Source organism: Tsukamurella conjunctivitidis, from assembly GCF_007858475.1.
Classification (GTDB): domain Bacteria; phylum Actinomycetota; class Actinomycetes; order Mycobacteriales; family Mycobacteriaceae; genus Tsukamurella; species Tsukamurella conjunctivitidis.
Window position 1 is genome coordinate 480,932 of the sequence record NZ_VIGX01000002.1, and the last position, 19,794, is coordinate 500,725.

24 protein-coding genes are annotated in these 19,794 nt (G+C 71.9%); 10 read left to right on the plus strand and 14 right to left on the minus strand.

Annotation, left to right across the window (positions count from 1 at the left end; all coding sequences use genetic code 11):
• Positions 1-5 precede the first annotated feature (5 nt).
• Both FK530_RS06325 and FK530_RS06330 read right to left on the minus strand, forming a co-directional pair.
• Positions 6-782: a dioxygenase family protein gene (locus FK530_RS06325; RefSeq protein WP_146486157.1), complete on the minus strand. Its 777-nt coding sequence runs from the start codon at positions 780-782 to the stop codon at positions 6-8.
• Positions 783-810: 28 nt separating this feature from the next.
• Positions 811-1,146, minus strand: a complete 336-nt coding sequence (locus FK530_RS06330; protein ID WP_146486158.1) for a winged helix-turn-helix transcriptional regulator — start codon at positions 1,144-1,146, stop codon at positions 811-813.
• A 100-nt stretch (positions 1,147-1,246) separates the two neighbouring features.
• On the opposite strand from FK530_RS06330, the gene FK530_RS06335 reads away from it, so the two are divergent.
• The 4 genes from FK530_RS06335 (at position 1,247) to FK530_RS25770 (ending at position 4,214) form a co-directional block, all read left to right on the plus strand.
• Positions 1,247-1,681, plus strand: coding sequence for a DoxX family protein (locus FK530_RS06335; RefSeq protein WP_146486159.1), 435 nt, complete (start codon positions 1,247-1,249; stop codon positions 1,679-1,681).
• Positions 1,678-2,319 (plus strand): NAD(P)-dependent oxidoreductase, encoded by a 642-nt coding sequence (locus tag FK530_RS06340; protein WP_146486160.1) that lies wholly within the window; start codon positions 1,678-1,680, stop codon positions 2,317-2,319. Before FK530_RS06335 ends, FK530_RS06340 begins: the two co-directional genes overlap by 4 nt.
• Positions 2,320-2,380: 61 nt before the next feature.
• Positions 2,381-3,154: a lysophospholipid acyltransferase family protein gene (locus FK530_RS06345; RefSeq protein ID WP_146486161.1), complete on the plus strand. Its 774-nt coding sequence runs from the start codon at positions 2,381-2,383 to the stop codon at positions 3,152-3,154.
• A gap of 73 nt (positions 3,155-3,227) precedes the next feature.
• Positions 3,228-4,214, plus strand: coding sequence for a DUF2189 domain-containing protein (locus tag FK530_RS25770; RefSeq protein ID WP_158645033.1), 987 nt, complete (start codon positions 3,228-3,230; stop codon positions 4,212-4,214).
• Between the two features lie 79 nt (positions 4,215-4,293).
• On the opposite strand, the gene FK530_RS06355 is transcribed toward FK530_RS25770, so the two are convergent.
• Genes FK530_RS06355 through FK530_RS06365 form a run of 3 tightly spaced genes read right to left on the minus strand, consistent with a single transcriptional unit; the run spans position 4,294 to position 6,043 of the window.
• Positions 4,294-5,037, minus strand: coding sequence for an alpha/beta fold hydrolase (locus FK530_RS06355; protein WP_146486162.1), 744 nt, complete (start codon positions 5,035-5,037; stop codon positions 4,294-4,296).
• A gap of 21 nt (positions 5,038-5,058) precedes the next feature.
• The gene (locus FK530_RS06360) at positions 5,059-5,385 is read right to left on the minus strand and encodes a branched-chain amino acid transporter permease (protein WP_146486163.1); all 327 of its coding nucleotides are present in this window, start codon (positions 5,383-5,385) and stop codon (positions 5,059-5,061) included.
• Positions 5,378-6,043 (minus strand): AzlC family ABC transporter permease, encoded by a 666-nt coding sequence (locus FK530_RS06365; protein WP_146486164.1) that lies wholly within the window; start codon positions 6,041-6,043, stop codon positions 5,378-5,380. Before FK530_RS06365 ends, FK530_RS06360 begins: the two co-directional genes overlap by 8 nt.
• A gap of 82 nt (positions 6,044-6,125) precedes the next feature.
• Here FK530_RS06365 and FK530_RS06370 point away from each other — a divergent pair, with 82 nt between their 5' ends.
• The 5 genes from FK530_RS06370 (at position 6,126) to FK530_RS06390 (ending at position 10,360) form a co-directional block, all read left to right on the plus strand.
• Positions 6,126-6,557 carry an Lrp/AsnC family transcriptional regulator gene (locus FK530_RS06370; protein WP_146431505.1) on the plus strand — a complete coding sequence of 144 codons (432 nt, stop codon included), beginning with the start codon at positions 6,126-6,128 and terminating at the stop codon, positions 6,555-6,557.
• Positions 6,554-7,549, plus strand: a complete 996-nt coding sequence (locus FK530_RS06375) for a phosphotransferase enzyme family protein (RefSeq protein ID WP_158645034.1) — start codon at positions 6,554-6,556, stop codon at positions 7,547-7,549. The genes FK530_RS06370 and FK530_RS06375 overlap by 4 nt, the downstream gene beginning before the upstream one ends.
• A gap of 4 nt (positions 7,550-7,553) precedes the next feature.
• Positions 7,554-8,840, plus strand: coding sequence for an aspartate aminotransferase family protein (locus FK530_RS06380; protein ID WP_146486166.1), 1,287 nt, complete (start codon positions 7,554-7,556; stop codon positions 8,838-8,840).
• A 115-nt stretch (positions 8,841-8,955) separates the two neighbouring features.
• Positions 8,956-9,381: a VOC family protein gene (locus tag FK530_RS06385; protein ID WP_146486167.1), complete on the plus strand. Its 426-nt coding sequence runs from the start codon at positions 8,956-8,958 to the stop codon at positions 9,379-9,381.
• 1 nt (position 9,382) lies between these two features.
• On the plus strand, positions 9,383-10,360 hold the full coding sequence (locus tag FK530_RS06390; RefSeq protein ID WP_146486168.1) for a sigma-70 family RNA polymerase sigma factor: 978 nt from the start codon (positions 9,383-9,385) through the stop codon (positions 10,358-10,360).
• Between the two features lies 1 nt (position 10,361).
• Here FK530_RS06390 and FK530_RS06395 read toward each other — a convergent pair whose 3' ends face one another.
• On the minus strand, positions 10,362-10,934 hold the full coding sequence (locus FK530_RS06395) for a TetR/AcrR family transcriptional regulator (protein WP_146486169.1): 573 nt from the start codon (positions 10,932-10,934) through the stop codon (positions 10,362-10,364).
• Positions 10,935-10,970: 36 nt separating this feature from the next.
• Here FK530_RS06395 and FK530_RS06400 point away from each other — a divergent pair, with 36 nt between their 5' ends.
• Entirely contained in the window at positions 10,971-11,423 is a 453-nt protein-coding gene (locus FK530_RS06400) for a PaaI family thioesterase (protein ID WP_146486170.1), read from the plus strand.
• Positions 11,424-11,430: 7 nt separating this feature from the next.
• On the opposite strand, the gene FK530_RS06405 is transcribed toward FK530_RS06400, so the two are convergent.
• The 8 genes from FK530_RS06405 to FK530_RS06440 all read right to left on the minus strand — a co-directional run bounded on the left by FK530_RS06405 (position 11,431) and on the right by FK530_RS06440 (position 19,746).
• A complete protein-coding gene (locus FK530_RS06405) occupies positions 11,431-11,685 on the minus strand; it encodes a Txe/YoeB family addiction module toxin (RefSeq protein ID WP_146486171.1) in 255 nt (84 codons plus the stop codon).
• Positions 11,685-11,936 carry a type II toxin-antitoxin system Phd/YefM family antitoxin gene (locus FK530_RS06410; protein WP_146486172.1) on the minus strand — a complete coding sequence of 84 codons (252 nt, stop codon included), beginning with the start codon at positions 11,934-11,936 and terminating at the stop codon, positions 11,685-11,687. Before FK530_RS06410 ends, FK530_RS06405 begins: the two co-directional genes overlap by 1 nt.
• A 64-nt stretch (positions 11,937-12,000) precedes the next feature.
• Positions 12,001-12,675, minus strand: a complete 675-nt coding sequence (locus FK530_RS06415; RefSeq protein ID WP_146486173.1) for a response regulator — start codon at positions 12,673-12,675, stop codon at positions 12,001-12,003.
• Positions 12,672-15,227, minus strand: coding sequence for an ATP-binding protein (locus FK530_RS06420; protein ID WP_146486174.1), 2,556 nt, complete (start codon positions 15,225-15,227; stop codon positions 12,672-12,674). The genes FK530_RS06415 and FK530_RS06420 overlap by 4 nt, the downstream gene beginning before the upstream one ends.
• A gap of 24 nt (positions 15,228-15,251) precedes the next feature.
• Complete coding sequence (gene kdpC / locus FK530_RS06425; RefSeq protein ID WP_410468438.1) at positions 15,252-15,836, minus strand: potassium-transporting ATPase subunit KdpC; 585 nt, start codon at positions 15,834-15,836, stop codon at positions 15,252-15,254.
• A gap of 51 nt (positions 15,837-15,887) precedes the next feature.
• Positions 15,888-18,002 (minus strand): potassium-transporting ATPase subunit KdpB, encoded by a 2,115-nt coding sequence (kdpB, locus tag FK530_RS06430; protein WP_410468439.1) that lies wholly within the window; start codon positions 18,000-18,002, stop codon positions 15,888-15,890.
• Positions 17,999-19,657 (minus strand): potassium-transporting ATPase subunit KdpA, encoded by a 1,659-nt coding sequence (gene kdpA / locus FK530_RS06435; RefSeq protein ID WP_146486176.1) that lies wholly within the window; start codon positions 19,655-19,657, stop codon positions 17,999-18,001. Before kdpA ends, kdpB begins: the two co-directional genes overlap by 4 nt.
• Complete coding sequence (locus FK530_RS06440; protein WP_074850389.1) at positions 19,657-19,746, minus strand: potassium-transporting ATPase subunit F; 90 nt, start codon at positions 19,744-19,746, stop codon at positions 19,657-19,659. Before FK530_RS06440 ends, kdpA begins: the two co-directional genes overlap by 1 nt.
• Positions 19,747-19,794: the final 48 nt, after the last annotated feature.

Below are 19,794 nucleotides of genomic sequence, written 5' to 3' on the forward strand. Positions count from 1 at the left end.
ACGGCTCAGGCCGCGACGATGCTGCGCTTGGCCAGTCCCATCCAGAAGCCGTCGATCGGTTCCTCGGGCGCGGCCTCGGGATCGGTCGCCGCGCCGAGCGTGACGAACAGCGGCGCGAAGTGCTCGATCCGCGGGTGCGCGTACGGCATGCCGGGCGCCTCCTCGCGGAACCGCATCAGCCCGTCGACGTCGCCCGCGACGAACCGCTCGTGCGCCCACGCGTCGAACTCGCGCGACCAGCCGGGTGCGGCGGCGTCGGCGCTGGGGTCGGTGAGGAAGGGCAGGCCGTGGGTGGTGAACCCGGAGCCGATGATGAGCACGCCCTCCTCCCGCAGCTCCGCGAGCCGCCGGCCGAGGCCGAACAGCGCCTCCGGCTCGAGGGTGGGCAGCGAGACCTGCAGGACGGGGATGTCGGCCTCCGGGTACATCACGGTGAGCGGCACGTACGCGCCGTGATCCAGCCGGCGCCGCTCGTCCCGGTGCACGGGCTGATCGTCGGGCGCCATCGCCGCGATCCGGTCCGCCAGTTCCGGCGCGCCGGGCGAGGGGTAGACGGTGCGGTAGTAGCGCTCGGGGAAGCCGCCGAAGTCGTAGGTGAGCGGGACCCGGGAGTCGGTGGCGCCCACGGTGAGCGGCGCGGCCTCCCAGTGCGCGGAGACGACGAGGATCTGCTCGGGCCGCGGCAGGTCGGCGGCGAGCGTCCGGAGTTGCGCGACCCAGCGCTCGTCGTCGACGAGCGGTGGGGCGCCGTGGCTGAGGAACAGCGCGGGCATGGTGGTCATGGCATCCCTTTCGAGCGTGGGAAGCGCCCTACGACCGTTGCGTGGTGGTCATCGCGGCCTCGACGGCCTCCGCCAACTGCAGCACCGCCGCCGCCACGTCGGTACCGGCGGGCGTGAGCCGGTACTCGGTGTACGGGGGATTGGTGCCGGCGGAGTACCGGCTGACCAGCCCGTCGTCGACGAGGGACCGCAGCGTCTGCGTGAGCATGCGGTCGCTGATGCCCTCCACCTGGCGGCGGATCTCGCCGAAGCGCTGGGGCTCCGAGGTCAACCGTCCCAGGACGAGCGCGCCCCACCGCCCGGTGACGTGCGCGAAGACATCGCGCGAGGGGCAGTTCTTCGCGAAGACATCGAATTCGGCCATGAGGAAACCTTACACGTACAGAAGTATTGCGCTTACGATTCGTCTGTGCTTCGATGATAACGCAGGATTGAAGCTTCAACAATAGAACGGAGTGGTCATCATGGCCGCACAGCTCGAGCGGGGCCAAGGCCTCGCCTCCACGATCGCCCGGGTGATCCTCGGCGTCATCTTCTTCGCGCACGGCTGGCAGAAGTTCGTCACCAACGGCATCGACAACGTCGCCGCGAGCTTCGAGAAGATGGACGTGCCGCTCCCGACGCTGTCCGCGTGGTTCGCGGGCATCGTCGAACTCGTCGGCGGCGCCGCGCTGATCATCGGCCTCGCCGTGCCGCTGGTCGCGGTGCTCGGCATCATCGACATGCTCGGCGCGATCATCTTCGTGCACTGGGACGCGGGCTTCTTCGCGAGCAACGGCGGCTACGAGCTGCCCCTGGCGCTCATCGCCGGCCTGATCGCCGTGGGCATCGCCTCGCACGGCCCGCTCGCCGCCGACACCCACCTGCTCAAGAGCCGGTCGAAGGCGGTGCGCCAGTGAGGATCACCGTCTTCGGCGCCTCCGGTTACTCCGGCGGCCACATCACCACGGAAGCCCTCGACCGCGGCATCGAGGTCGTCGGCGTCGCCCGCGACGTCGCGAAGGTCCCCGCGGGCGCGACCGCCGAGGCCGGCGACGTGACCGACGCCGACTTCGTCGCCCGCGCCGTCGAGGGCGCCGCCGTCATCGTCTCCGCCCTGCCGACCGCGGCACCGTCGGGCGAGGGCACCGATCTGCCCACCGCCCTGGAGGCCCTCGTCACCGCTGCGCGCGCCACCGGCGCCCGCCTCGGCGTCGTCGGCGGCGCGGGCAGCCTGCTCGTCGCCGAGGGCGGCCCCAAGCTGGTCGACACCCCGTCCTTCCCCGACGCCGTCAAGCCGATCGCGCAGGAGCACGATCGCGCGCTCGACTACCTGCGCACCGTCGGCGACGTGGACTGGTTCTACCTGAGCCCGGCCGCGAGCTACGGCTCGTTCAACCCCGGCGAGAAGCGCGGCGCCTTCCGCACGAGCGGCGACCTGCTGCTCACCGACGCGGACGGGAACTCCGAGATCTCCGGCGCCGACTACGCGATCGCGTTCGTCGACGAGATCCTCACCCCCGCGCACGAGCGGGAGCGGTTCTCGGTCGCGTACTGAACCGACGCGGCCCGCGCCGCGCCGTCGTATCCTCGGCTCAAGAGCGAGCACAGGGGGTGTGATGGCGCGGCGCGAACCCGTCTACGAGGTGGTCCAGGTCCTGGCGAGGAGCATCCTCCGCGCGCAGGGGCTGCGAGTGGACTGGCGCGGGCTGGAGAACATCCCGGCCGAGGGCGGCGTCCTCCTCGCCGTCAACCACACCAGCTACGTCGACTTCCTCGAGGCCGGGCTCGCCGCCCGCCGCGCGGGCCGCTGGCCCCGGTACATGCTCAAGGCCGAACTCAAGAAGATCCGGATCATGGCCTTCCTGATCAAGCACTGCGGCGCCATCGGCGTCGACCGCGAACACGGCGCCGAGAGCTACCACGAGGCCGTCACCGCGCTGGAGGCCGGCGAGGCCGTGATCGTCTACCCCGAGGCCACCATCAGCCGCAGCTTCGAGATCAAGGAGTTCAAGTCCGGCGCCGCCCGCATGTCCATCGAGGCGGGCGTGCCGATCGTCCCCGTCATCGTCTGGGGAACCCAGCGCATCTGGTCCAAGGGCACGCAGCGCCGCATCGGCCGGCACCGCTTCCCGGTGGTCGTGCAGGCCGGTCCCGCGCTCCTGCCCGACGGTGACGATCCCGTCGCCCTGACGGCCCGGTTGCGGGCGGCGATGTCCGAGACCCTCGCCGACGCGCAGCGCGGATTCCCCGCCCCCGCGGGGGAGGACTGGGTGCCCGCGCGACTCGGCGGCGGCGCGCCCCCGCCCGACGAGGCGGCACGGCTCGAGGAGGAGGAATTCGCACTTCGGAAGGCCAAGCGGGAGGCCGAACGTCGGGCCGACGGCGGTTGAGTATCCACCTATGGTGTGCATCACCTGGTGTTGGTAGGTTTGCCGGGATCGTTCATGCGAGGAGGAGGAGACCATGACGCAGCCGCCGAACTACCCTGGTGACAACCAGGGCGGCTACCCGCAGAACCCGCAGGATCCGCAGCAGGGTGGATACCAGCCCGGTGGTTACCCGGAGCAGCCCGGTTACGGCCAGGGCGGCTACCCGCCGCCGCCCGCCGGTGGTTTCCCGCCGCCGCAGGACCCGGGCTACGGCCAGGGCGGCCAGGGCTTCCCGCCGCCGCAGGGCGGGCAGGGCGGCTTCCCGCCCCCGCCCCAGGGCGGCTTCCCGCCGCCCCCTCCCGGCGGCGGCTACGGCACCCCGCAGTTCGGTGGACAGCCGCCGTTCAACGTCGGTGACGCCTTCTCCTGGGCGTGGAACAAGTTCAGCAAGAACGCCGGCTCCGTCCTCGTCGCGGGCCTGATCTACGGCGTGATCTTCTACGTCGTCTTCGGCATCGGCTACAGCCTGCTGATCGGCGGAATGCTGGCGTCGAGCGACACCACGTACGACCCCACCACCAACACCTACACCGCGGACAACGTCTCGCTGGGCGCGAGCCTCGGCGGCTCGCTGCTGTTCGCGTTGGTGATCTCGATCGTGCAGTACCTCGTGCACACGGCGCTGCTCTCGGGGCTGCTGGACCTGGCCGACGGCAAGCAGGTCACGCTCGGCTCGTTCTTCAAGCCGCGCAACACCGGCTCCGCGCTGGTCGCCGCCCTCGTCGTCGGCCTGATCGTCGGCGTCGGCTCGCTGCTGTGCTTGATCCCCGGCCTGGTGGCCGCGTGGCTGTTCATGTTCGTGCTCGTCGCGACCATCGACCGGAACCTCGGCCTCGGCGACGCGCTGCGCACCAGCTTCGAGACCGCGAAGAACAACGTGGGTAACTCGCTGCTCGTGTGGATCCTCACCACGCTGATCATGGGTATCTGCGCGATCATCACCCTGCCGATCGGCCTGCTGGTGATCGTCTACACCTGGCGTCGCCTCTCCGGCGGCCAGGTGGCTCCGCTGACCCCGTAGCACCGGTTTCGACGAAGGGGCCCGTTCCGCCACCCGGCGGGACGGGCCCTTCGCCGGTCACGCGGCCCGACGCACGCCGCTACCGCAGGAAGTCGAGCACCGCCCGCGCGAACGCGGCGGAGGACTCGCGGTGCACCGTGTGCCCGCCCCGCAGTTCCAGGTACTCGCCGCGCGGCAGGGCATCGGCGACGAGCCGCAGGTACTCGGGACGCAGGAAGTCGCGCGGCCCGCCGGAGATCACGAGCGTCTCCTGCGGCGTGGCCGACAGCCGCTCCCACCACGCCGGATCGGGCCGGAACTGCGGCGAGACCGAGTCCATCATCGTCCCGTCGAACCGCGAGAGCGCGCCCGGCGTCTGCACCACCTGCTTGATCCCGAGCCACACCCGCCGCGGCGTGAGCGGCAGGTCCATCGACTCCGCGAGCTGGGACTCCTCCTGTGCGACCGGCGGCATCTCCTCGAGGACCAGGCGGCGCACACCGTCGGGCAGGCGCCACGCGAGCCGCAGCGCGGCCTGGCCGCCGAGGGAGTGCCCGACGACGTCGAACTCCTCAAGGCCCGCGTACCGCGCGACGTGCTCCGCGTCCTGCGCGAGCTCGTCGAGGAGGTACTCGGGGCTGTGATCGCTGCGGCCGTGGCCGCGCTGGTCGTAGGTGACGGTGTCGCGGCCGGCGGCGGACAGGGCGCGGACGGTCCGCCGCCACGTGCGGTGATCCGCGGCCATGCCGTGGATGAGCAGGACCGGCGGTCCGGTCGGCTCGGGCACGCGGCGGTGCTGCACCCGCAGCCGCACGTCGCCGGCGGTGATCGTCTCCTCGCGCATCAGCTCATGGTGCCAGCACGGTCAGGCCAGTGCGTAGCTCAGCGCGACGCACACGGCCGTGCCCGCGACGATGCTGAGCACCGCGTTGCGCCGCCGCAGGTGCGCCGCCGCCGTGGCCGCGACCCCCGCGATCTGCGGCAGCCCGTGCGCCGGCGCCGTGTAGTCCACCTGCGCCATGCAGTAGACGGCGAGCACCACGACGGCGCCCGCGGGCATCCACCGCCCGAAGTCGGCGAGCAGCGGCGAATCGCGCAGCACCGAGGCGAGCCCGAACGGTGCCAGCCGCAGCGCGAGGGTGACCGCCGCCGCGATCGCGATCCCCGCCAGCAGGTAGCCGGTGCTAGGCATGCGCCGCCTCCTTCGTCCGGCGGGCCAGGACGTGGCGCACCACCAGCAGCCCGGCGAAGCCGCCCATCGCGACCAGCAGCATCGCGCCCGGCGCGGCGGCCAGCGCGACCGCGCACGCCCCGAGCGCGAGCGCGAGCGTCGTACGGTCCGGGTGCGCGTCCAGCGCGAGCACCACGAACAGGGCGGTCAGCACGAAGTCGACGCCGGGCACGTCGCGCAGGAAGGCGCCGCCCGCGAGCCCGCCCACCAGCGAGCCGCTCACCCACGCGACGTGCAGGCCCACCTGGGTGCGCAGGATCATCGGCCCGGTCATCGTGGCCGACGGTGCCGTACTCACCAGGGCGTAGGCCTCGTCGGTGAGGGCGTAGACGCCGTACGCCCGTCCGATGCGGCTGCGGATGCGCCCGAGGGGGAAGGTGAGTCCGTAGAACAGGTGCCGCGAGTTCACCAGGAAGGTGGTCGCGGCGATCGCCGCCAGCGGCGTCGCGGCCGCCAGCAGCCCGGCGAGGAGGAACTCCACCGAGCCCGCGTACACCGCCATCGACAGCACCGGCGCGATCCACCACGGCAGGCCGTTGCCCGTGACCACCACGCCGAGGCCGATGCCGAGCACGAACAGGCCCAGTTGCACCACGGCGACCTTCGACGGAACTCCCATGAGTGACAATTCTATTTCGCGTTGCGCGCAATGTGCTTGCGAGAATGTTGAGCTTTCGCCTGATGCTGGCAATAATCGACTGGTGGATGCACTCGATCGAGCAATCATCGACGAGTTGGTGCGCGACGGGCGGCTCACCAACCAGGAACTGGCGCAGCGCGTGGGCCTCACGCCCGCGCCGTGCCTGCGCCGCGTGCGGCGCCTCGAGGCCGACGGCGTGATCACCGGCTACACCGCCGTCCTCGACCCGGCGGCGCTCGGCCGCGGCTTCGAGGTCCTCATCCACGCGGACCTCTCGGCGAACGACCGCGCCTCGGTGGAGGCCTTCGAGGCGCGCATCGCCTCCTTCGACGAGGTCATCGAGGTGCGCCGTATGTTCGGCCTGCCCGACTACGTGATCCGCGTGCGCGTCGCGGACCTCGACGCCTACGAGAAGTGGGTCACCACGCACCTCATGGGCGATCCGGCGATCGTGCGCGTCGACTCCCGGATGACGATGAAGGTGGTCAAGTGAGCTCCGGGGACACCGATCGGCGTGTCGCGCACCGCCTCGCCGACGGGGCCTGGCCCGGCGCGACGGTGGAGCCCCTGCTGGTCAGCGAGAACGCCACCTTCCGGGTGCGCGGCGGCCCGCGGCCCGCGGTGCTGCGGCTGCATCGGCCGGGCTACGTCGGCGACGCGGCCATCGAGTCCGAGCTGGCGTGGATCGCCACGCTGCGCCACGACACGACGGTGCCGGTGGTCGAGCCGCTCAGCGGGGTGCTGATCGACCCGCCGACGGGGCGCCGCGCGGTCCTGTTCGCCGAGTTGCCCGGCGGCCCCGTGCCCGACGAGGCGCTGGACGTCGCGCACTTCGCCGCGCTCGGCGAGATCGCCGGTGCCTTCCACGACCACGCCGAGACCTGGCCCCGCCCCGCCGGTTTCACGCGCTTCCGCTGGGATCTGGACGACACGATCGGTGGGCCGGGCGCGGCGGGAGCGGGCGGAGCCGATGCCGCCACGGGGTCGGTTCCGCGCTGGGGTTCCTGGCGCGACGGGCTCGCGGTGGGGGAGGCGCACCGTCGGGCGTTGGCACCGGCGGCCGAGCGCGTGGCCCAGCGGGTCGACGGCTTCGGTCGCACCGCGGACCGTTTCGGCCTGATCCACGGCGACCTGCGGGCCGCCAACCTCATCACGGCCGGGGCGGGACGGGGTGCGGATTTCACGGTGATCGATTTCGACGACGCCGGATTCGGCTGGCACCTCTTCGAATTCGCGGCGGCCGCGTCCTTCGTGGAGACCGACCCGCGGCTGCCGGAGTGGGCGGCGGCGTGGACCGCGGCGTACCGGCACCGCCGGGCCCTGCCGGACGCGCACGTCGCCCTCCTGCCCGACTTCGTACTCCTGCGGCGGCTGCAGCTGCTCGGCTGGCTGGGCACGCACGGGCACGCGCTGGAGGCGGATCCCGGATTCGCCGACGGCACCGTCGAACTGGCCCGGGCGTACCTCGCCGGGCGGCTACTGTGAGGGCGTGAGCTTCTCCGACTCGGTCGCCGCGCACGTCGTGCGCTACGGCGGCACCTTCGCGCCCCTGCCCATCGACCGCGCCGAGGGCACGTACGTGTACTCGGGGGAGCGCCGCTGGCTGGACTTCACCTCCGGCCAGATGAGTGCCATTCTGGGGCACAGCCATCCGGCGATCGTCGAGACGGTGCGGCGCGAGATCGCGACGCTGGACCACCTGTTCTCGGGCATGCTGTCGCCGCAGGTCGTGACGCTCGCCGAGCGGCTCGCCGCCACCCTGCCGGAGCCGCTGAGCCACGTGCTGCAGCTGACCACCGGCGCGGAGTCCAACGAGGCCGCCCTGCGGATGGCCAAGCTGTACACCGGCAAGCACGAGATCGTCAGCTTCTCGAAGTCCTGGCACGGTATGACCGCGGGCGCCGCGGCGGCGACCTATTCGTCGGGTCACAAGGGCTACGGCCCCACGGCGCCCGGCAACTTCGCCCTGCCCACGCCGAACGCCTACCGTTCACGGTTCGTCGATCCCCAGGGGAAGTACGACTGGCAGGCGGAGCTGGACTTCGGCTTCGAGCTGATCGACGCGCAATCCACGGGCTCGCTCGCGGCGTGCCTGGTGGAGCCGATCCTGTCGTCGGGCGGCATCATCGACGTGCCCGTCGGCTACCTCGCGGCACTCAAGCGCAAGTGCGAGGAGCGGGGGATGCTGCTCATCGTCGACGAGGCGCAGACCGGCCTGTGGCGCACCGGCGCCGCCTACGCCTTCGAGCGCGACGGGATCGTTCCCGACATCCTCACCTTGAGTAAGACGCTGGGCGCGGGCCTGCCCATCGCGGCCGTCGTGACATCCGCGGAGATCGAGCGGGTCTGCCACGAGCGGGGCTTCCTCTTCTTCACCACGCACGTCAGCGATCCGATGGTGGCCGCGGTCGCCACGACGGTGCTGGACGTGCTGGGCGACGGTGCCGCCGACGGCGTCGCCCGGGAGGTCGCCGCGCGCGGGGCTCGGCTGCGCGCCGGGCTCGACGAGTTGGCCGCCCGGCACGAGGCGATCGGCGACGTCCGCGGCCGCGGGCTCATGCAGGGCATCGAGCTGGTCACCGACCGGGAGACGAAGGAGCCCGCGAACGAGCTGGGCCGGCTGGTCACGGAGCGCTGCTACGAGCGGGGCCTGCACATGAACGTCGTGCAGCTGCCGGGTATGGGCTCGATCTTCCGGATCGCGCCGCCGCTCACCGCCACGGACGCCGAGGTCGACGAGGGGCTGGAGATCCTCGACGGGGCGCTGCGGGGGTAGCTCGGGCCCGCCCGGAAAAAAAGTTTCGGCGGAACCGATGAGTTCCGGCGACGAGGCCCGTCTAACCATGTGACGGTATCCGAGAGCGGATGCCGCAGACCCCAGGAGCGACGCCATGCACAAGATGATCTTCGTGAACCTGCCCATCGCCGACGTCCAGCGTTCGCGCGACTTCTTCACCGCCGTGGGATACACGATCAACGAGAACTTCAGCGACGAGAACGCCGTCGCGGTCGAGCTGGGCGAGAACATCGCCGCGATGCTGCTCAAGACCGACTTCTTCGGCACCTTCCACGAGGCCACCACCGCGGCGCCCGGCGTCAAGGAGACCCTGATCGCGCTGAGCGCCGAGAGCCGCGAGGAGGTCGACGAGATCGTGAACCGCGCCGTCGCCGCCGGCGGCACGGAGGGGCGCTCCGAGGACCACGGCTTCATGTACGGCCGCGCCTTCGACGATCCCGACGGCCACGGCTGGGAGATCATGTGGATGGATCCGGCCGCGGCCGAGGCGGGCCCGGAGCACGTGGGGGCCCAGGGCTGACATGACCGGTCGCGCCGCCGCCGGCTCCGCCGGCACCGACCCCGGCTTCGACGAGGCCACCGCACCGCTGCGCGCGGAACTGCTCGCGCACTGCTACCGCATGTCGGGCTCCGCGTCCGACGCGGAGGACCTGGTGCAGGAGACCTACCTGCGCGCGTGGAAGGCCTTCCACCGCTTCGAGGGCCGGTCGTCGGTGCGCACGTGGATGTACACCATCGCGACCAACGTCTGTCTCACCGCCGCCACGGCCCGGCGGGTGCTGCCCGTCGGGCTCGGCGGCGAGCCGGCGAACCCGCTGGAGCCGGTGGCCCCGTCGACCGAGATCCTGTGGCTGCAGCCCCTCCCGGACCGCGCGCTCGGCGACCCGGGGGAGGCGGCGGTGGCCCGGGAGGGCATCGGACTGGCGATGGTCGCCGCGCTGCAGGTGCTGCCCGCCAAGCAGCGGGCCGCGCTGATCCTGCGCGACGTCCTGCAGTTCTCCGCGGCCGAGACGGCGGACGCGCTCGCGACGTCCGTCGCCTCGGCGAACAGCGCGCTGCAGCGGGCGCGGGCCTCCATCGGCGACGGCGCCGGGCGCGACGGCCGCCGGGCGACGGAGCTGTCCGCGCACGAGCGGGAGGTGTGGGACGAGTTCTGCGCCGCCTTCGAGCGGCACGACATCGACGGCGTGGTCCGCATCCTCGCCGCCGACGCCACCTGGGAGATGCCGCCGATCCCCGGCTGGTACCGCGGCGCCGAGCAGATCGGCGAGCTGTCGCGGACGCAGTGCCCGGCGCAGGTCGCCGGCGACCTGCGCATGATCCCGACGGTCTGCAACGGTCTCCCCGCCGCGGCGATGTACCTGCGCGACGGGGACGTCTGGCTGCCCTTCCAGCTGGACGTCCTGACCTTCTCCGACGGCGCGCTCACGCACGTCTCGGCCTTCCTCGACCCCGCCGAGCTGTTTGCGTTGGCGGGCCTGCCCGTCGAGCTGCGCTGAGTCAGCGGGCGGCACCGTCGGCGTAGGCGGCGACGGCGAGCGTCCACGCCCGGTCCCGTGCGGCGGCGGTGGGGCCCAGCAGGCCGTGCCGGTCCTTGGTCGCGAGGCCCTCGAGCAGTGCGCCGAAGCCGAGGGCGAGCGCCTCGACGTCCCCTCGGTCGGCGCTCGCGGCGAGCGCGGCGAAGGCGTCGACGAGGACGCGGCGGCACTCGTGCACGGGATGCTCGGGCGGGATCGGTCCCGTGAGCGGGCGCGCGAACATCACGTCGACCAGGGCGGGCTCGTCCGCGGCGAAGGAGCGGTACGCGCGGGCGCAGGCGGTGAGCACCTCGCGGGGCGCACCGTCCGCCCGGGGGAGCCGCTCGACGAGCAGTGCGAAGCCGCGCAGCGCGACCGCGTTGACGAGCCCGTCGCGGCCCCCGAACAGCTGGCCGAGCGCGGCGATGTTGGTGCCCGCGGCGGCCGCGGCGCGCCGGGTCGTGAGCCCGTCGGCGCCCTCGGCGCGGACGATCTCCAGTGCGGCCGCGGCGATCCCGTCCGCGACCTCGGGGGTTCTCGTTCTCTGTCTCGGCATCTTCTCCAGCAATCGTATCAGTGATATGTTTCGAGCATGACGACCCTGGATCACGTCCTCGCCCGCGTCCTCGACTCCATGCCCGTCGCCCGCTGGCTCCAGCTCTCGGTCGACGATGTCACACCCGACCGCGCCGTCCTCTCGATGCCGGTCGTCCCCGACGTCACCTTCGACGGCGTGCACTGCCACGGCGGCATCGTCGCCATGCTGGCCGACATCGCCGCGGTCGGTGCCGCGTTCGCCGCGATCCACGATTCGGGCCGCATCGCCGCGACCACCGCCATGAACTCGCACAACCTCCGGCCGGCGACGGGGGAGCGGCTGGTCGCGGTCGGTCGGCTCGTCGGCCCTCCCGGCCGCACCATGATCGCGGCCGCCGACGTCTACACGGACTCCCTCGACGGCACCCGCTGCCTCACCGGCCTCTACACCGCCACCGCCCTCGACCGTCCGCTGGGTGCGGAAGGACGGCGCCCCGGTCAGGAGTGATGGCCGGTCAGTAGTGGTAGCGACAGGCGGCGATGAGCACGTCGCCGCCCGACAATTTGTACACCAGCCGGTGCTCCTCGGTGATCCGGCGGGACCAGTAGCCCGCGAAGTCGTGGCGGAGCGGTTCGGGCTTGCCGATCCCTTCGTTGCCGTTCCGCATCGCGTCGGTGACGAGGAGATCGATCCGCTTCAGGGTCCTCCGGTCCTGGGCCTGCCACCAGAGGTAGTCGTCCCAGGCTTCGGTGCTCCAGACGAGTCGCATCAGTCGATGAGGTCGTGCTCGGCGCCGTCGCCGCGCTCGAGTGCCTCCATCGAATCGAGGAGCCGGCGTGCATTGGCAGGGGAGCGCAGCAGGTACGCCGTCTCACGAAGCGACTCGTAGTCGGCGAGTGACAGGATCACGGCGGGTTCGTGCCCGGCGCGCGTGATGATCACGGCTTCGCGGTCGTCGACGACGGAGTCGAGTACCTCGGCGTAGTTCGCCCGGGACTCCGAGTAGGTCATGGTACGCATCCGTCCTCCTTCGACAGTGGTTGTACAAATAATTGTACGCCCGGTTTCGGGTGGGGCGAATCGTTCAGGGAACGAAGCGGTAGCCCATCCCCGGCTCGGTCACGAAGTAGCGCGGGTGCGCGGGGTCCGGCTCCAGCTTGCGGCGCAGTTGCGCCATGTAGACGCGCAGGTAGTTGGTCTCGCGCGAGTACGACGGGCCCCACACCTCGTGCAGCAGGGTCTGCTGCGAGACGAGCCGGTCGGCGTTGCGGACCAGGACGTCCACGATCTTCCACTCGGTGGGGGTGAGCCGCACCGTCGCGCCGTCGCGCGTCACCGTCCGCGCCTCGAAGTTCACCTCGAAGGCCTCGGTCTTCGCGGGCGCCGGGGCGTCGACGAGGCCCGTGCGCCGCACCTGCGCGCGGACCCGGGCGAGGAACTCGTCCATCGCGAAGGGCTTCGTCACGTAGTCGTCGGCGCCGATGTCGAGCGATTCGACCTTGTCGTCGCTGCCGTGCCGGGCCGAGAGCACGATCACCGGCGACGTGCAGAACTCCCGCAGCTTGCCGAGCACCGCGGTCCCGTCGAGATCGGGGAGGCCGAGGTCGAGGACGATCACGTCGGGCGTGCGCTCGCGCGCGATCTGCAGCGCCGACCGGCCGTCGGCCGCGGTCTCCACCTCGTACCCGCGGGCCCTGAGATTGATCCGCAGGGTCCGCAGGATCGCGGGCTCATCGTCGACCACCAGAACGAACGTCACGAGACCACCTCACCACTGCTCACCGGCTGGGCGGCGGGCAGGTCCACGATCATCGTCAGCCCGCCGCCCGGGGTGTCCTCCGCGGTGAGCGTCCCGCCCATCGCCTCGGTGAGCCCGCGGGCCACCGCGAGCCCCAGGCCGACGCCGTTGCCGGCGGGCGCGTCGCCCATCCGCTGGAAGGGCTTGAACATGGCGTCGCGCTGCTCCTGGGGCACGCCCGGCCCGTGGTCGCGGACGTGCACCTGCAGCCGGTCCCCGTCGGGGGTGTGCACGCCGGAGACTCCGACGGTGACGGGCCCGCCGCGCGAGTGCCGCACCGCGTTCTCGACAAGGTTCGCCAGCACCCGCTCCAGCAGGCCGGGGTCGGCGAGCGCGGTCGGCGCGTCCTCGGCGAAATCGAAGGCGAGGTCGGCGTCGGGGAGCGCGGTCCAGATCGCGGGCAGCACCTCCTCGATCCCGACCTCGCGGGTCAGCAGGGTCAGCGAATCGGACTGCAGCCGCGACATGTCCAGCAGGTTCCCCACCAGGGAGTCCAGCCGGTCGGCACTCTCCTCGATGGTCGCGAGCAGCTCGGCCTCGTCCTCGTCGGACCACTCCACGTCGTCGCTGCGCAGCGAGGTGACCGCGGCCTTGATCCCGGCCAGCGGCGTCCGCAGGTCGTGCGAGACGGCGCTGAGCAGGGCGGTCCGCGCGCGGTTGCCCTCGGCGAGCGCGCGGGCCTGCTTGGCCTCGGCGCTCAGCGCCTCGCGGTCCAGCCGGGCTGCGGCGTGCGCCGCGAAGGCGACGAGCAGGCCGTGCTCGGAGGCGCTGAGCGGATCGCCGTTGACGACGAGCGCCACCGTATCGCCGACCAGCGCCGCGTCCGTGCCCTCGTCGGGCGTGAGCGGCGACTCGCGCCGCCCCGCGACCAGCTGCCACGGGGAGTCCGCGTCCGCGCGGCGCAGTAGCGAGGCGCCGCGCAGCCCGAAGGTCACCATGGCCTCGTCGAGCAGGGCGGGGATCTCGTCGTCGGCGCTCTCCGCCGCGAGCAGGGTGTCGGCGAGGCCGCTGAGCACGTCGGCCTCGGCACGGGCGCGGGCGGCGCGGGCGGTCTGCCGGGCCGCGATCGAGACCACGCTGGCGACGGCGATCGCGGTGAGCACGAACATCGCGACGGCGAAGACGTTCTCGCCGGAGGCCACCGTGAACGTGTATAGCGGTGGTGCGAAGTAGTAGTTGAGCAGCACCGAACCGAGCAGCGCCGCGGGCACGGCCGGCCGGATGCCGCCGACCAGCGCCACCGCGACGGTCAGCATCAGGAAGAGCATCAGCTCGGTGGGCAGGGAGTGCCACTGCCGGGTCTGCGCGAGCAGCGCCGTGAGGATCACGGGCCCGGCGATCGCCAGTACCCAGCCGGCGATGGTGCGGCGCTTCCCGAGCAGCACGGGCTCGGGACCGTCGATGCGGGGGAGCAGCCGCCGGCGGCCCGCGCCCGCGGCGCGCTCGTGCGTCACGACCTGCACGTCGATGTCTCCGGAGCCCTCGATCACGGCGTCGGAGACGGGCCACCGCACGACCGAGGTCAGCGCGCGGTGCCGGGACTTGCCGAGCACGATCCGCGACGCGTTGACCGAGGTCGCGTACTGCAGGATCGCGGCGGCCACGTCGTCGCCGGTGACGATCTGGAAGGTGCCGCCGAGCGACTCCGTGAGCTGGCGCAGCTGCGCCAGCGAGGCGGGCGAGGCCCCGGACAGGCCGTCGCTGCGCGCCACGTACACGGCGCGCAGCTCGCCGCCCGCGCCCTTGGCCGCGATCCGGGCGCCGCGCCGCAGCAGCGTGCCGCCCTCCGGGCCGCCGGTCAGTGCCACGACGGTCCGGTCGCGGGTGGGCCACGCGGCGGAGATGCCCTGCTCGGAGCGGTACTGCTCGAGCTTCTCGTCGACCCGGTCGGCCAGCCACAGCAGCGCCAGTTCCCGCAGCGCGGTGAGGTTGCCGATGCGGAAGAAGTGCGAGAGTGCGGCGTCCACCTTCGCGGGGGCGTAGATGTTGCCGTGCGCCATGCGGCGCCGCAGCGCCTCGGGCGTCATGTCGACCAGCTGCACCTGCTCGGCCCGCCGCACGACGGTGTCGGGGATCGTCTCTCGCTGCCGCACGCCGGTGATCGACTCGACCACGTCGCCGAGGGACTCGAGGTGCTGGATGTTCACCGTCGTGATCACCGTGATGCCCGCGTCGAGCAGCTCGGCGATGTCCTGCCAGCGCTTCTCGTTCCGCGAGCCGGGGGCGTTCGTGTGCGCGAGCTCGTCGACCAGAGCGACCGTCGGGTGCGCGGCGATGACGGCGTCGACGTCCATCTCCTCGAGCACCGCGCCGCGGTACTCGACCCGGCGGCGGGGGATCACCTGCAGACCCTGCACCTGCGCCTCGGTCTGCGGCCGACCGTGGGTCTCGACGTAGCCGACCACCACGGACGTCCCGCGCGAGGCCCGGCGCGCCCCCTCGGTGAGCATGGCGTAGGTCTTGCCCACTCCCGGTGCGGCGCCCAGGTAGACGCGCAGCTGCCCCTTCGGCATGTGTCCCCTCCTGATCGGCCCGGACTACTTCGCGGTGGCGGTGAGGCCGGCGAGCGCGGCGTTCAGCGTCACCACGTTAACCCGCTCCTCGCCCAGGTAGCCGAGCTGACGGCCCTGCGTGTGCGCGGCGACGAGCGCGGTCACCCGCTCCGGGGCCACACCGCGCGCCTTGGCGACGCGTGCGGCCTGCTGCCGCGCGTACGCGGAGGAGACGTGCGGGTCGAGGCCGGAGAAGCTCGCGGTGACCGCGTCCGTCGGGACGTCCGACGGTGCCACGCCGTCCTCCGCGGCGACCTTCGCGCGCCGCTCGGCGATGAGCGCGACCAGCTTCTCGCTGTTCGGGCCCAGGTTGGTGCCGCCGGAGGCGAGGGTGTCGTAGTCGCCCGCGGACGGCCGCGGGTGGAACCACTGCGGACCGTCGAACTTCTGGGCCAGCAGTGCGGACCCGACGACGGCGCCGTTCTGCTCGATCTGCGAGCCGTTCGCCTTGCTGCTGAAGGCCACCTGCCCCACGCCCCAGATGACGAGCGGGAACAGGGCGCCGAGCACGACGGTCATCACGATCAGCATGCGCAGGCCGGCGAGGAGTTGACGGGGTGCGGAAGTCACCATGTCACTGTCTTTCTTCGAGAAGTCGTAGGGAAGCCGCAGCGGACGCGGTCACGAGAGCCCGGGGATCAGCTGCACGACGAGGTCGATCAGCTTGATCCCGAGGAACGGGACGACGATGCCGCCGAGACCGTAGATGGTCAGGTTCCGCGCGAGCAGCTTGTCGGCCGACTTCGCGGTGTACTTCACGCCGCGCATCGCCAGCGGGATCAGCGCGACGATGATGAGCGCGTTGAAGATGACCGCCGAGAGGATCGCCGACTGCGGGCTGTGCAGGCGCATCACGTTGAGCACGTCCAGGCCGGGGGCCAGGGGCACGAACATCGCCGGGATGATCGCGAAGTACTTCGCGATGTCGTTGGCGATGGAGAAGGTGGTCAGCGCGCCGCGGGTGATGAGCAGCTGCTTACCGATCTCCACGATGTCGATGAGCTTCGTCGGGTCGGAGTCCAGGTCGATCATGTTCCCGGCCTCCTTCGCGGCGGAGGTGCCCGTGTTCATGGCGACGCCCACGTCGGCCTGCGCGAGCGCGGGCGCGTCGTTGGTGCCGTCGCCGGTCATCGCGACGAGGCGGCCGCCCTCCTGCTGCTGCTTGATCAGCGCCAGCTTGTCCTCGGGCGTGGCCTCGGCGAGGTAGTCGTCGACGCCGGCCTCCTCCGCGATGGCCTTCGCCGTCAGCGGGTTGTCGCCGGTGATCATGACGGTGCGGATGCCCATCTCGCGCAGCTGCGCGAAGCGCTCGCGCATGCCCGCCTTGACCACGTCCTTGAGGTGGATGACGCCCTGCAGCGTCGGGGCCGCGCCGGGTTCGGCGTGCGCGACGACGAGTGGGGTGCCGCCGGAGGCGGAGATCTCGTCGACGGCGAGCCGCACGTCGACGGCGCCGAGGGCCTCGCCGACCGCCGCACCGAGGGTGTCGCCGTGGTGCTCCGCGGCCACCCAGGCCAGCACGGCCGCCGAAGCGCCCTTGCGGACGCGGGTGCCGTCGGGCAGGTCGACGCCGGACATGCGCGTCTGCGCCGTGAACGGCACGACGGTGCCCACCCGAACGGTGGGTACGTCGTGGCCGTGCTCGGTCGCCAGGTCGACGATGGAGCGGCCCTCGGGCGTCTCGTCGGCGAGCGAGGCGAGCAGTGCGCGCCCGGCCAGGGTGTGCTCGTCGACGCCCTCCACGGGGTGGAAGGACGTGGCCCGACGGTTGCCGTAGGTGATGGTGCCGGTCTTGTCGAGCAGCAGCGTCGAGACGTCGCCGGCGGCCTCGACGGCGCGACCCGACTTGGCGATCACGTTGCGCTGCACCAGCCGGTCCATGCCGGCGATGCCGATCGCGGAGAGCAGCGCGCCGATCGTCGTGGGAATGAGGCAGACGAGCAGCGCCACGAGCACCACCACGCCGACCGCGCCGCCCGAGTAGATCGCCATCGGCTGCAGCGTCGCGACGGCCAGCAGGAAGATGATCGTGAGCACCGTGAGCAGGATGTTCAGGGCGATCTCGTTCGGCGTCTTCTGCCGGTTCGCGCCCTCGACGAGGCCGATCATCCGATCGATGAAGCTCTTGCCGGGCTCGGTCTTGATCTCGACCACGATGCGGTCGGAGAGCACGCGGGTGCCGCCGGTGACGGCGCAGCGGTCGCCGCCGGACTCGCGCACGACGGGAGCCGATTCGCCGGTGATCGCGGACTCGTCGACGGTCGCCATGCCCTCGACCACGTCGCCGTCGCCGGGGATGACCTCGCCGGCGTCGACGATCACCAGGTCGCCGACCTTCAGCTCCGAGCCGGGCACCTGCTTCTCGCCGGTCTCCGTGCGCAACCGCGCCACGGTCTCCGTCTTGGCCTTGCGCAGCGACTCAGCCTGCGCGCGGCCGCGGCCCTCGGCGACGGCCTCCGCGAGGTTGGCGAAGAGCACCGTCGCCCAGAGGAAGACCGCGACGGACCATGCGAACACCGACGGGTTCACGATCGCGAGCGCCGTGGTGTACACCGACGCGATCCACACCACGAAGACCACGGGCTGCCGGATCTGCGTGCGCGGGTCCAGCTTCGCCGCGGCGCGGGGCAGCGCCGAGCGGAGCTCGGCGAACGAGAACGCGGAGCGCCGCTTCGGCGCGGCCGTGACGGCCTTGGGGTCCGACGGGGTGGGGGTGCCGGTCAGCGTGTTCGTCACTGGGTGACCTCCGAGATCGGTGCGAGCGCGAGGGCGGGGACGAAGGTCAATCCGGCCACCAGGACCACGACGCCCACGGTGAGGCCCACGAACAGCGGGCGGTGGGTGGGGATGGTGCCCGCGGTGGCGGGCACGGGGTGCTGCTTGGCGAGCGCGCCGGCCAGGGCGAGGATCGCGACCATGGGTGCGAACCGGCCGAACAGCATCGCCGCGCCCAGCGTGTAGTTGAACCAGGGCGTGTCGACGGCGAGGCCGGCGAAGGCGCTGCCGTTGTTGTTCGCGGCCGAGGCGTAGGCGTAGAGCACCTCGGACAGGCCGTGCGCACCGTCGTTGGTCATGGCGGCCACGCCCTGCTCCTGGACCACCGTGGCGGCGGTCCCGACGAGCACCAGCGCGGGCATCACCAGGATGTACAGCGCCGCGAGAGTGATCTCGGGGCGGCCGATCTTCTTCCCCAGGTACTCGGGGGTGCGGCCCACCATGAGGCCGCACAGGAAGACGGTGAGCACGGCGATGACGAGCATGCCGTAGAGGCCGGAACCCACACCGCCGGGGCTGATCTCGCCGAGCAGCATGTTCACCAGCGCGGCGCCGCCGGCGCCGGGGGTGAGGCTGTCGTGCGCGGCGTTCACGGCGCCCGTCGACGTGCTGGTGGTGGCGGTGGCGAACAGCCCCGTGCTCCACTGCCCGAAGCGCAGCTCCTGGCCCTCGAGCGCGGCGCCCGCGGCCCGGCCGGCCGTGCCCTGGTTGCCCAGCTGCGCGCCGATGGAGACGGCGGTGGAGACGGCGAAGATGATCGTCATCGAGCCGAGGATCGCGTAGCCCTGCCGGTGGTTGCCGACGAGGTTGCCCAGCATCCGGGGCATCGCCACGGGGATCAGCAGGATGAGGAAGATCTGGAACAGGTTGGTCGCGGCCGTCGGGTTCTCGAAGGCGTGCGCGGAGTTGGCGTTGAAGTAGCCGCCGCCGTTGGTACCGAGGAGTTTGATGACCTCCTGGCTCGCGACCAGGCCGCCGGTGAGCACCTGCTTCTGCCCGTCGAGCCCGACGATCTCGTGCCGCTGCCACAGCGTCTGGACCACGCCCTGCGCCATGAGGATCACGGCGCCGATCACGGCGATCGGCAGCAGCACGCGCAGCGTGATGCGGGTGAGGTCGACCCAGAAGTTGCCCAGTCGGTCGGTGCGGGAGCGGACGAAGCCGCGGATCAGCGCCACGGCCACCGCGATGCCCACGGCCGCCGAGACGAAGTTCTGCACCGCGAGGCCGATCGCCTGCGCGATCAGGTTCATCGCGGACTCGCCCGAGTACCACTGCCAGTTGGTGTTGGTGACGAAGGAGATCGCGGTGTTGAGCGCCTCGTCGAAGCGCCACTGCTTCGGCTCCACGCCGGGCAGCCACCCCTGCACGAGGAGCAGGATCGTCAGTGCCACGATGCTCACGGCGCTGAACGCGAGCGCCGCGACCGCGTAGGTGCGGTAGCCCTGCTCGGCCTCGGGGTCGGCGCCCACGAGGCGGTAGACGACGCGCTCGACGCGCCAGTGCTTCGGCGTGGTGACGACGTGCGCCATGTAATCGCCGAGCGGGCGGTACGCGATGGCGAGCGCCGCCACCAGGGTGAGGATCGTCAACAGTCCGGAGACGGTGCCGCTCATCAGAAGCGCTCCGGGCGCAGCAGGGCGTACAGGAGGTACGCCAGGGTGAGGATCGTCGCGGCGAGCGCCAGCGCGTTGGAGATGTCCATGGGCTCCACTGGACCACCGGGAACGACGGTTCTCACGCCGCGTTAACG

What these genes read in the sequence shown, in the direction of transcription:
- FK530_RS06325 (WP_146486157.1), bottom strand. Translation starts at nt 782, where the DNA reads ATGACCACCATGCCCGCGCTGTTCCTCAGCCACGGCGCCCCACCGCTC.
- FK530_RS06330 (WP_146486158.1), bottom strand. Translation starts at nt 1,146, where the DNA reads ATGGCCGAATTCGATGTCTTCGCGAAGAACTGCCCCTCGCGCGATGTC.
- FK530_RS06335 (WP_146486159.1), top strand. Translation starts at nt 1,247, where the DNA reads ATGGCCGCACAGCTCGAGCGGGGCCAAGGCCTCGCCTCCACGATCGCC.
- FK530_RS06345 (WP_146486161.1), top strand. Translation starts at nt 2,381, where the DNA reads ATGGCGCGGCGCGAACCCGTCTACGAGGTGGTCCAGGTCCTGGCGAGG.
- FK530_RS25770 (WP_158645033.1), top strand. Translation starts at nt 3,228, where the DNA reads ATGACGCAGCCGCCGAACTACCCTGGTGACAACCAGGGCGGCTACCCG.
- FK530_RS06355 (WP_146486162.1), bottom strand. Translation starts at nt 5,037, where the DNA reads ATGCGCGAGGAGACGATCACCGCCGGCGACGTGCGGCTGCGGGTGCAG.
- FK530_RS06360 (WP_146486163.1), bottom strand. Translation starts at nt 5,385, where the DNA reads ATGCCTAGCACCGGCTACCTGCTGGCGGGGATCGCGATCGCGGCGGCG.
- FK530_RS06365 (WP_146486164.1), bottom strand. Translation starts at nt 6,043, where the DNA reads ATGGGAGTTCCGTCGAAGGTCGCCGTGGTGCAACTGGGCCTGTTCGTG.
- FK530_RS06385 (WP_146486167.1), top strand. Translation starts at nt 8,956, where the DNA reads ATGCACAAGATGATCTTCGTGAACCTGCCCATCGCCGACGTCCAGCGT.
- FK530_RS06390 (WP_146486168.1), top strand. Translation starts at nt 9,383, where the DNA reads ATGACCGGTCGCGCCGCCGCCGGCTCCGCCGGCACCGACCCCGGCTTC.
- FK530_RS06395 (WP_146486169.1), bottom strand. Translation starts at nt 10,934, where the DNA reads ATGCCGAGACAGAGAACGAGAACCCCCGAGGTCGCGGACGGGATCGCC.
- FK530_RS06400 (WP_146486170.1), top strand. Translation starts at nt 10,971, where the DNA reads ATGACGACCCTGGATCACGTCCTCGCCCGCGTCCTCGACTCCATGCCC.
- FK530_RS06405 (WP_146486171.1), bottom strand. Translation starts at nt 11,685, where the DNA reads ATGCGACTCGTCTGGAGCACCGAAGCCTGGGACGACTACCTCTGGTGG.
- FK530_RS06410 (WP_146486172.1), bottom strand. Translation starts at nt 11,936, where the DNA reads ATGCGTACCATGACCTACTCGGAGTCCCGGGCGAACTACGCCGAGGTA.
- FK530_RS06420 (WP_146486174.1), bottom strand. Translation starts at nt 15,227, where the DNA reads ATGCCGAAGGGGCAGCTGCGCGTCTACCTGGGCGCCGCACCGGGAGTG.
- kdpA (WP_146486176.1), bottom strand. Translation starts at nt 19,657, where the DNA reads ATGAGCGGCACCGTCTCCGGACTGTTGACGATCCTCACCCTGGTGGCG.
- FK530_RS06440 (WP_074850389.1), bottom strand. Translation starts at nt 19,746, where the DNA reads ATGGACATCTCCAACGCGCTGGCGCTCGCCGCGACGATCCTCACCCTG.